Below are 8,907 nucleotides of genomic sequence, written 5' to 3' on the forward strand. Positions count from 1 at the left end.
CGAGGCGCTCCGCGACTCGGGTTGGACCGGCCTGGCCTGATCCGTGGACCGGGTGGCCCGCGCCTGCGACCTCGACTCCCCGGCGACCGGGCAGGCCGCAGTCACCGCCCGGCGGTGAGGACCGCCCCGTGCGCGCCCGGGTCCGGGCTTCCGGTCACGCCAGGAACTCGCCGTCGACGTACACCCACGCCCCGTCGTGGCGCGCGAACCGGCTCCGCTCGTGGAGCGCGCCCGGCTCGCCGTCGTGGACGTACCGGGCCACGAAGGTGACGGTGCCCTGCTGGTGGAAGGCGCTCCCGTCGGTGGTCTCCCGGATCTCCAGGCCCGTCCAGCGCAGGGAGGGGTCGAAGTCGACCTCGGCCGGGCGGGTCCGCGGCGCCCAGGTGCGCAGCAGGTAGCCCTCGTCCCGCACCACGAAGGCGCTGTAGCGGGAGCGCATGAGCAGTTCGGCGGTGGGCGCCGCGCCCGCCGTACCGTCGTGGAACCGGCCGCAGCACGGCCCGTACGCGGCGTCGCGCCCGCAGGGGCAGGGGGACGCGGCGGTCACGGCGGGGACCGTGGGGGCCGCGGGGCGTGTCGTACGGGGACGGGTCTCGCGTCGGGACATGCCGTCATTCTCCCCCACCGGCACGCGGCGCCCCCGACCGGCACGTGGACGGGGCCGTGGACGCCCGGAGCGGATCGGACGGCCCTCGGGAGGGGCCCGAGTAGCGTACGGGCATGAGACTGACGATTCTCGGAGGCGGCGGATTCCGGGTGCCGCTGGTGTACGGCGCCCTCCTCGGCGACCACGCCGCGGGGCGGGTCACCCACGTCACCCTGTACGACCTCGACCCGGCGCGGCTCTCGGCGATCGCCCGGGTCCTCGCCGAGCAGGCCGCGGGGGTGCCGGACGCGCCGGCCGTGACGGCCACGACCGATCTGGACGAGGCGCTGCGCGGGGCCGACTTCGTGTTCTCCGCGATCCGGGTGGGCGGCCTGGAGGGGCGGGCGGCCGACGAGCGGATCGCCCTGGCCGAGGGGGTCCTCGGGCAGGAGACCGTGGGGGCGGGCGGGATCGCGTACGGCCTGCGGACGGTGCCCGTCGCCGTGCGCGTCGCCCGGCGGATCGCCGAACTCGCACCCGACGCCTGGGTCATCAACTTCACCAACCCGGCCGGCCTGGTCACCGAGGCGATGTCCCGGATCCTCGGCGGCCGGGTCGTCGGCATCTGCGACTCCCCGGTCGGGCTGGGCCGCCGGGTCGCCCGGGTGCTCGGTGCCGACCCGGACGAGGCGTGGATCGACTACGCGGGCCTCAATCACCTCGGGTGGCTGCGCGGACTGCGCGTCGGCGGCCGGGACCAGCTGCCCCGGCTGCTGGCCGACGAGGAGGCGCTGGGCTCCTTCGAGGAGGGGAAGCTGTTCGGGCCGGAGTGGCTGCGCTCGCTCGGCGCGATCCCCAACGAGTACCTGCACTACTACTACTTCAACCGGGAGGCGGTACAGGCCTACCGGTCCGCCGCGCGCACCCGGGGCGTCTACCTGCGAGACCAGCAGGCGCGCTTCTACGAGGAGGCGGCCCGGCCGGGGGCGCCGGCGCTCAAGGCCTGGCACCGCACCCTGGCGGACCGCGAGGCGACGTACATGGCGGCCAACCGGGAGGCCGCCGGGGCCGGCGGGCGGGCCGGGGAGGACCTGGAGTCCGGCGGCTACGAGAAGGTGGCGCTCGCCCTCATGCGGGCCGTCGCCCGCGACGAGCGCGCCACGCTGATCCTCAACGTGCGCAACGGGTCGACGCTCCCCGGGCTGGACGCGGACGCGGTCGTCGAGGTGCCGTGCTTCGTCGACGCGAACGGCGCGCACCCGGTGGCCGTGGCGCCGCTCCCGGACCACGCCGCCGGCCTGGTGACGGCGGTCAAGGCCGTGGAGCGGGAGGTGCTGGCGGCGGCGGAGAGCGGTGCGCGGGCGGCGGCCGTGAAGGCGTTCGCGCTGCATCCCCTGGTCGACTCGGTGGGGGTGGCCCGGCGGCTCCTGGACGGGTACCTGGAGGCACACCCCGGTCTGGCGTACCTGCGGAGCGGCTGACGGCGGCACGACCCCGGGGGAGCCCGCCCCCGTGACCGCCCGTCGACGGCCCGGTCGCTTCCCGCCGTACGGCCGGTGAACGTCTTTACGCGGTCGGGGCCGCGTCCTAGGCTCGCGCCCCATGACTGGACTGCGACGCACGCGCGTGCGACGAGGAGTGGCCCGGCTGGCCGTCGGCTGCCTGCTGGCGGCGGGGCTGACGGGCACGGGGGCGGCCGCCGCCCGGACACCGGCGGTCGCCGGGGGGCCCGTCGTCGTCCCCGTGCAGACCACGGGGCCGGCCGAGAAGAGGTTCAACCTCGTCTTCCTCGGCGACGGTTACACCGCCGACGAACTGCCGGTCTTCCGGGCGGACCTGGAGCGGCACCTCAGCACCCTGTGGAGCATCGAGCCGTTCGCCTCCTACCGCTCGTACATCAACGTGTGGGCGGTCGAGTCGCCGTCGGAGGACTCGGGCGTGGACTGTGATCCGCAGCTCGGCCCCCCGGACCGTGACACCGTGCTGGACATGGGCTTCTGGGGCGGCTGCGACCCCGGCAGCGTGCAGCGGCTGCTGACCGTCGACGGCGCGAAGGCGGGGGCGCTCGCGGATCTGGTGCCCGGCACGGGCCGCGCCAACCGGCAGGTCGTCGCCCTTGCCCACAGCTCCACCTACGGCGGCGCGGGCGGCGGTTACGCCACCGCGTCCGGCGGCAACGCGCTGTCGGCACTCATCACCCCGCACGAGATCGGCCATTCGCTCGGCGGTCTCCAGGACGAGTACGACTACTACGCCCGGGGCGTGCCCGGTGGCGCCTACGACGGTGAGGAGCCCGCCTCCGCCCATCACACGCTGCTGACGGAGGCGCAGATGCGGGAGCGCCGGGCCAAGTGGTGGCGCTGGCTGGGCGAGGAGAGCGAGTCCGGCGGGGTCATCGGCCGGTACGAGGGCGGCCTCTACAGCACGAGAGGGGTGTGGCGGCCGTCCCGCCACTCCCTGATGAAGACCCTCGGGTACGCCTTCGACCAGGTGGAGCGCGAGGTGATGGGGCGGGCGATCTCCGCGAAGGTGAACCTGGTCCAGGACCACACGCCGAACTCGGCCCCGATCGGCGCGGACCGCACCGTGTGGGTCGACACCCTCCACCCGGTGGGCGGCGCCCTCGCGGTGACCTGGCGGCTCGACGGTCGGACCCTGCCGACCGGGGGCGCACGCACGGTCGACCTGCGGAAATGGGCCCTCTCCCCCGGCGCGCACACGCTGACGGCGACCGTGACGGACCCGACGCCGTTCGTCCGCGACCCGGCCGTACGCGCCTCGCCGGCGCTCACCCGGACGGTGACGTGGACCGTGGACCCCTCGCTCGTCACGGCCCCGGCGGCGGTCGCGCCCGCCTTCACCGGGCACACGCCCACCGGCGCGCCGGTGGGTGCCCGGACGGTCGTCCACGCGGAGACCACCCATCCCGTGGACCGCGTGCCGGCGGTGCGCTGGCGGCTCGACGGCCGGCCGGTCCCGGCCGGGCCCGACGACCGCGCCCTCGACCTGCGGAAGCTGGCGCTCGCGCCGGGCACGTACACGCTGACGGCCGGCATCCCGGGCACGCGCGAGCAGCTGCGCTGGACGGTCGACGCCCGGCCGGCCACCGCCGCGTACGAGCTGTCGGCTCCGCTGCGTACGGTCCGGCGCCCGGGGAGCCCCGTGGAGTACGTGTACGACGGACCGTTCACCATGCGGCTGACGGCCCGGGACGACCAGGACGGCGCGGTCGTCAGCCAGTTCCGGGTGGACGGCGACGGCTGGTACACGTACTACGGCTGGCCGACGGACGCGCGGGCCCCGTTCCTCTTCACTCCGGGCGGCACGGTGATCGACGGCCTCGTGTACGGGAAGCTGGGGCGGAGCCGGGCGGTGCCGTGGGACGACGCGACCCCCGACCTCGGCACGCACACCGTGGAGTACCGGACGATCGACGCCGCGGGCAACGTGAGCCGGCCCCGCTCCTTCCGGGTGACGCTGGTCGAACCGGGGCGGTGAACGGCGAGGGCCCGTGGACCGTCCGGGTCCACGGGCCCTCGCCCGGCGTGCGGGACGCGACTCAGGGCTTGCGGGCCACGCCGGCCCAGCCGGGGATCGGGTCGTCGCCCTGCACCGGGACCGGTTCGCCCAGCTCGGGGTGCCAGTCGGCGGTGAGGGAGACCCCGGGGTCGACCAGGTCGAGGCCCTCGAAGAACGCGGCCAGCTCGTCGCGCGAGCGGGGCCGCAGGGTCAGTCCGCGCGCCCTGTACAGAGCGCTGGCCTTCGCCGCGCCCTCGGGGTCGAAGTCCCCGGTGACGTGCGAGAGCACCAGGTAGCTGCCGGGCGCGAGCTTGTCGACGATCTTGGAGACCAGCTCGTAGGCGCCGTCCTCGTCCCCCACGAAGTGCAGCAGGGCGAGCATCGACAGGGCGATGGGCCGGTCGAAGTCCAGGACCTTTCCGGCCCGTTCGAGGATGACCTCGGGCTCGCGGGCGTCCGCCTGGATGTACTCGGTGGCCCCTTCGGGGGTCGAGCGCAGCAGGGCGGCCGCGTGCGCCAGCACGATCGGGTCGTTGTCGCAGTAGACGACGCGGGACTCGGGGGCCGCCTCCTGCGCGATCTGGTGCAGGTTGGGCTCGGTGGGGATGCCGGTGCCGATGTCCAGGTACTGGCGGACACCGGCGGCGCTGAGCCAGCGGATGGCACGGTGCATGAAGGCGCGGTTGACCCGGGCCATGTCCCGCCCCCGGGCGTCGACCGTGAGGAGCTGGCGGGCCATCTCCTCGTCGACCGGGTAGTTGTCCTTCCCGCCCAGGAACCAGTCGTACATGCGCGCCGGGTGCGGCTTGCTGGTGTCGATGCGTGTCTCGCTCCGCGACGGTGCGGGGTCCTGGCTCATCGGCTCTCCTGGGGAAACGAACGGGTGGCGCTGCTACAAGAGTTACGCGATGGTAAGGGCGGGACGGAAGGGTCAGGTGAGCAGGAAGTCGGCCTGGCCGGATTTCGCGCCCCGGATGAAGGCCTCGATCTCGCCGTGGGTGTAGATGAGCGCCGGTCCTTCGGGGTCTGCGGACTGTCGCACGGCGACTCTGCCGTCGGCCAGCTTCATGGCCTCCACGCAGTTGCCCCCGTTCCCTCCGCTCCAGGGCTTGTGCCAGCCCTCGGCACCGAGCTCGGCGGCGGGCATGCCGTTGTATATGCGATCCATTCACAGCTCCTTGCGGAGGTCCCGGAGGATCTCCTTCGTGCGTGGTACAGACGCGGCCTGCGCCGCCATACGGTCCATGACCTCCAGGTGGGCCGCCACCTCGGGGCGCGCGTCGAGGTAGACGGCGCCGGTGAGGTACTCGCTGTAGACCATGTCCGGGAGTTCGGGCACGGCGAAGCGGAAGAGGACGAAGGGACCGTACGTGCCGGGGTGGTGGCCGGACGCGAACTCCGCGATCTGCAGGGTGACGTGCGGCCACTCGGAGACGTCGAGCAGCCGGTCGATCTGGTCGCGCATCACCTCGGGCCCGTCACCGACCGGTCGGCGGAACACCGTCTCGTCCATGATCACCCAGAACTTGGGGGCGTCCTCCCTGGTCAGCAGGGACTGGCGCTCCATCCGCAGGGCGACGTGGCGTTCGAGCTCCTCGGTGTCCTCGGCGTTCCTCGCGCCGACCGCCCCGCTGCGCAGAATGGCGCGGGCGTACCCCTCGGTCTGCAGCAGACCGGGGACGAACTGGGGTTCGTACTCCCGGATGAGGCTCGCGGCCCCCTCCAGGCTGACGTACATGGAGAACCAGCCGGGCAGCACGTCGTGGAACCGCTGCCACCAGCCGGGGAGGTTGGCCTCCTCCGCGAGGGCGACGAAGCCCTCCGCCTCGGAGTCCGTGACCCCGTACGCCTTCAGCAGGAGCTGGACGTACGGGATCTTCAGCGCGACCTCGGCCGTTTCCATGCGGCGCACGGTGGCCGGGGCCACGCGGAGGATCCTCGCGGCCTCCTCGCGCTTCATGCCGGCCCGCTCCCGCAGATCCTGCAGGCGCCTGCCGAGCACGACCTGCCCGACCGTCGGGGCGGACCGCGGCTCGCTCACTCTCAGACCTCCCCGACGCGCTGTGTGCGTCGAGTGTGCCACGAAGCCGGGACAGAGAGAACAGCGCACTCTGCAATTTTCAGAGTGCCACTTGCCAAGTGCCGGCGGCAGGAGGACAGTGTTCCGGTGAACCGGTACACGCTGCCGCCCGGCGCTCACGCGCGCCGGTGTCAGCGCCGTACGGCACTCCTGCCCACTGTTGTGAGGAACCGGTCGTGGCTTCTGGTAACGCGCAGCCCTCAGGTCTCATGAGCCCTCGTGTCATGGCCCCGAGCCCGCAGCCACGCACCGACGCCGTCCGCCGCTTCGCCTTCGAACTGCCCGCCCGCACCGCCTCGGTGGCCCGCGCCCGCCGGCTCGCGGAGGAACGGCTGATCCTGTGGGGCTGCGGCCCCGAGATACGCGACACGGTGGCCCTGATCGTCTCCGAACTCGTCACCAACGCCGTCGTCCACACCGCGAGCGGCCATGTCGTCTGTGAACTGCGCGAGGGCGAGGAGACCCTGCGGATAGCCGTACGGGACGAGGGCGGCCCGGCGGGCCCGCGCATACGCGACTGCGGCGCGGAGGAACGCGGCCGCGGCCTGCTCATCGTCGACGCGCTCGCCACCTCGTGGGGCGCCGAGCGCACCGGGCACGGCACCGCCCAGACCGTCTGGGCGGAGCTCGCCCACGGCATGGGGGAACCGTGCTGAGGTCCCTCCTCGTGCCCCGCGCCCGCAGGTCCCCGGCCCCGGACGGCCCCGGTGCCGGACCGCTCGGCGGCACCCGGCTGACCGTCCCCGACGGGCTGCGCGCCGGGCTCGGCCGCGACGCCGTCGGCGTCCCCGCCCGCTTCGGCTTCAAGATCCTCTCCCGGCTTCCCGCCAAGGGCTGCGTCTACGCGGACAGCGACTGGTGGTGGTGGCTCGTCCCCGCCGGCTCGGACGCGGACCTGACCTGGCCCCTGCCCGCCTGTTACGCGCCCGGCGCCGAGATCCCCGACCGGCGCCCCCGCCTCATCCACCGGCCCGACGGCGACTCCCCGTACACCCCGCCGATCCCCCTCTATCTGCTGGTCTGCCAGCTCACCGGCATCGCGCCCGCCTGGTCGGCCCCCGTACGCGCCGGGAGCGCATAGGCTCGGCCCATGTTCTCCCCGCAGGGTCCCACCCTCCGCGAACTGGCCGTCCAGGCGCTCTCCTCGGTCGAGCACGGCTACGACCTGCTGGCCGGGAAATTCGACGCCACCCCCTTCCGCACCCCCGACCGGCTCCTGACCGCCGTCTCCCGGACCCTGGAGGAACTCGGCCCCTTCGACGCGGGTCTCGACGTCTGCTGCGGTACGGGCGCCGGGCTCGGTGTGCTCCGCTCGGTCTGCGCGGGCCGGGTCGCGGGCGTCGACTTCAGCGCCGGGATGCTCGCCGAGGCCCGCCGCGCCCATCCCGGGGCCACGCTCGTCCGCGCCGACGCCCTCGCCCTGCCCTTCGGCCCGACCTTCGACCTCGCCGTCAGCTTCGGCGCCTTCGGCCACTTCCTGCCCGACGAGCAGCGCGCGCTCTTCCGCCAGGTCCACGGCGCCCTGCGCCCCGGCGGCACCTTCGCCTTCCCGGTCGGTGCGCCGCCGGCCGTGGGTTCCGGCCTCTACTGGGCCCTGTGGGGTTTCGACGCCGTGATGCGGGTGCGGAACGCGCTGTGGCGCCCGCCGTTCGTCATGTACTACCGCACCTTCCGCCTCCCCGGGGTACGGGCCCGCCTGGAGGACGCCGGCTTCGACGTGTCCCTCGTCGCCGTCGAGGACCTCGGGCGGCGCGAGGACGGCAGCCCGCGGTGCCGGCTCGTCGTGGCGCGCAAGAACTGAAGGCGCTCGGCGGTCGGGGAACGGGGCCGCTCCACACCTCCGCCTCCCGGTCGAAGCCCACGGTCACCGCCACATGGCCGGCGGCGTGTCCGGCCGCGGCGGAGGACGGCGTGAACCGGGCGGGCGCCGACACGGTGAGCGAAGGGAACGCGAAAGGCCGGTCGATCAGTGCGATCGACCGGCCTCTTGACCTGGTGTCCGAGGGGGGACTTGAACCCCCACGCCCGATAAAGGGCACTAGCACCTCAAGCTAGCGCGTCTGCCATTCCGCCACCCGGACTAGGTGTCTCGCCGCTTCGGGGTTTCCCCCGCGGCGACATGGATAACTCTACCAGGGGTTCGGGGCGCCTTTCACCAGCGTTTTCCGTGGTCAGCGGGGGTGGTGGGGGCACCGGCGGGGATCTGGGTGAATTGTCCGGGCGTGATCCACCACGTGCGTCCGCTCGTGTGCGGACGGTGGCGAGCGGGGCCGGGAATGCGGAAGAAGCGCACGTCGGAGGCGTGCCGCCGGAAGAGGGAGGGGAGCCCGACGCCCCCCGACGCCCGGCTCCGTGAAGCCACCCTGACAACCGGGGTGCGGTCCAGGCCAATGGCCCGGCCGGAATACGTCAGGTCGCCGTCGCGCGGAGGGCGGCGGTCAGGCGGGCGGAGACGACCACGTTGCCGGTGTAGCCGGTCGCCGGGGTGAACGTTCCGCCGCAGGTGATCAGGCGGAGTTCCGGGACGCCGGTGTCGCCGTACACCCGGGCCGCCGGGAAGCCGTCCTTCGGCACCACCTCGACGCCGTGGACGGTGAACACGGCGGTCCGGCCGTCCCGGCGGAGGATTTCCACGCGGTGGCCCGGGGTGAGCGCGCCGAGACCGTGGAAGACCGCCCTGCCCCGCGGGGTGTCGACATGGCCGACGACGACGGCGGTGCCG

General features: G+C 73.9%; 10 protein-coding genes and 1 tRNA gene. 5 read left to right on the plus strand and 6 right to left on the minus strand.

The window, feature by feature from the left end:
* Positions 1-154: 154 nt before the first annotated feature.
* The gene (locus tag RIF68_RS17325) at positions 155-607 is read right to left on the minus strand and encodes a YchJ family metal-binding protein (RefSeq protein WP_309052176.1); all 453 of its coding nucleotides are present in this window, start codon (positions 605-607) and stop codon (positions 155-157) included.
* A gap of 113 nt (positions 608-720) precedes the next feature.
* On the opposite strand from RIF68_RS17325, the gene RIF68_RS17330 reads away from it, so the two are divergent.
* Entirely contained in the window at positions 721-2,067 is a 1,347-nt protein-coding gene (locus RIF68_RS17330) for a 6-phospho-beta-glucosidase (protein ID WP_309052177.1), read from the plus strand.
* 121 nt (positions 2,068-2,188) lie between these two features.
* On the plus strand, positions 2,189-4,084 hold the full coding sequence (locus RIF68_RS17335) for a M64 family metallopeptidase (RefSeq protein ID WP_309052178.1): 1,896 nt from the start codon (positions 2,189-2,191) through the stop codon (positions 4,082-4,084).
* Positions 4,085-4,145: 61 nt separating this feature from the next.
* Here the strand turns inward: RIF68_RS17335 and RIF68_RS17340 are convergent, their stop codons facing one another.
* The 3 genes from RIF68_RS17340 to RIF68_RS17350 all read right to left on the minus strand — a co-directional run bounded on the left by RIF68_RS17340 (position 4,146) and on the right by RIF68_RS17350 (position 6,146).
* Entirely contained in the window at positions 4,146-4,964 is an 819-nt protein-coding gene (locus RIF68_RS17340) for an SAM-dependent methyltransferase (RefSeq protein ID WP_309052179.1), read from the minus strand.
* 72 nt (positions 4,965-5,036) lie between these two features.
* Complete coding sequence (locus RIF68_RS17345) at positions 5,037-5,273, minus strand: DUF397 domain-containing protein (RefSeq protein ID WP_030215754.1); 237 nt, start codon at positions 5,271-5,273, stop codon at positions 5,037-5,039.
* Positions 5,274-6,146 (minus strand): helix-turn-helix transcriptional regulator, encoded by an 873-nt coding sequence (locus tag RIF68_RS17350; RefSeq protein WP_309052180.1) that lies wholly within the window; start codon positions 6,144-6,146, stop codon positions 5,274-5,276.
* Positions 6,147-6,409: 263 nt separating this feature from the next.
* On the opposite strand from RIF68_RS17350, the gene RIF68_RS17355 reads away from it, so the two are divergent.
* From RIF68_RS17355 to RIF68_RS17365, 3 genes are read left to right on the plus strand one after another with little or no spacing between them, the layout of a single operon-like run.
* A complete protein-coding gene (locus RIF68_RS17355) occupies positions 6,410-6,841 on the plus strand; it encodes an ATP-binding protein (protein ID WP_309052181.1) in 432 nt (143 codons plus the stop codon).
* Entirely contained in the window at positions 6,835-7,266 is a 432-nt protein-coding gene (locus RIF68_RS17360) for a hypothetical protein (RefSeq protein WP_375165052.1), read from the plus strand. Before RIF68_RS17355 ends, RIF68_RS17360 begins: the two co-directional genes overlap by 7 nt.
* Positions 7,267-7,275: 9 nt before the next feature.
* On the plus strand, positions 7,276-7,986 hold the full coding sequence (locus tag RIF68_RS17365; protein WP_309052182.1) for a methyltransferase domain-containing protein: 711 nt from the start codon (positions 7,276-7,278) through the stop codon (positions 7,984-7,986).
* 192 nt (positions 7,987-8,178) lie between these two features.
* On the opposite strand, the gene RIF68_RS17370 is transcribed toward RIF68_RS17365, so the two are convergent.
* Positions 8,179-8,266, minus strand: a tRNA-Leu gene (locus RIF68_RS17370).
* A gap of 328 nt (positions 8,267-8,594) precedes the next feature.
* Positions 8,595-8,907: sortase domain-bontaining protein (locus RIF68_RS17375; protein ID WP_309052183.1), on the minus strand; the 313-nt coding region annotated here is incomplete at its 5' end.

The sequence above is a fragment of the Streptomyces sp. genome (assembly GCF_031178505.1).
Classification (GTDB): domain Bacteria; phylum Actinomycetota; class Actinomycetes; order Streptomycetales; family Streptomycetaceae; genus Streptomyces; species Streptomyces gulbargensis.

What these genes read in the sequence shown, in the direction of transcription:
- RIF68_RS17330 (WP_309052177.1), top strand. Translation starts at nt 721, where the DNA reads ATGAGACTGACGATTCTCGGAGGCGGCGGATTCCGGGTGCCGCTGGTG.
- RIF68_RS17355 (WP_309052181.1), top strand. Translation starts at nt 6,410, where the DNA reads ATGGCCCCGAGCCCGCAGCCACGCACCGACGCCGTCCGCCGCTTCGCC.
- RIF68_RS17325 (WP_309052176.1), bottom strand. Translation starts at nt 607, where the DNA reads ATGTCCCGACGCGAGACCCGTCCCCGTACGACACGCCCCGCGGCCCCC.
- RIF68_RS17340 (WP_309052179.1), bottom strand. Translation starts at nt 4,964, where the DNA reads ATGAGCCAGGACCCCGCACCGTCGCGGAGCGAGACACGCATCGACACC.
- RIF68_RS17365 (WP_309052182.1), top strand. Translation starts at nt 7,276, where the DNA reads ATGTTCTCCCCGCAGGGTCCCACCCTCCGCGAACTGGCCGTCCAGGCG.
- RIF68_RS17345 (WP_030215754.1), bottom strand. Translation starts at nt 5,273, where the DNA reads ATGGATCGCATATACAACGGCATGCCCGCCGCCGAGCTCGGTGCCGAG.
- RIF68_RS17335 (WP_309052178.1), top strand. Translation starts at nt 2,189, where the DNA reads ATGACTGGACTGCGACGCACGCGCGTGCGACGAGGAGTGGCCCGGCTG.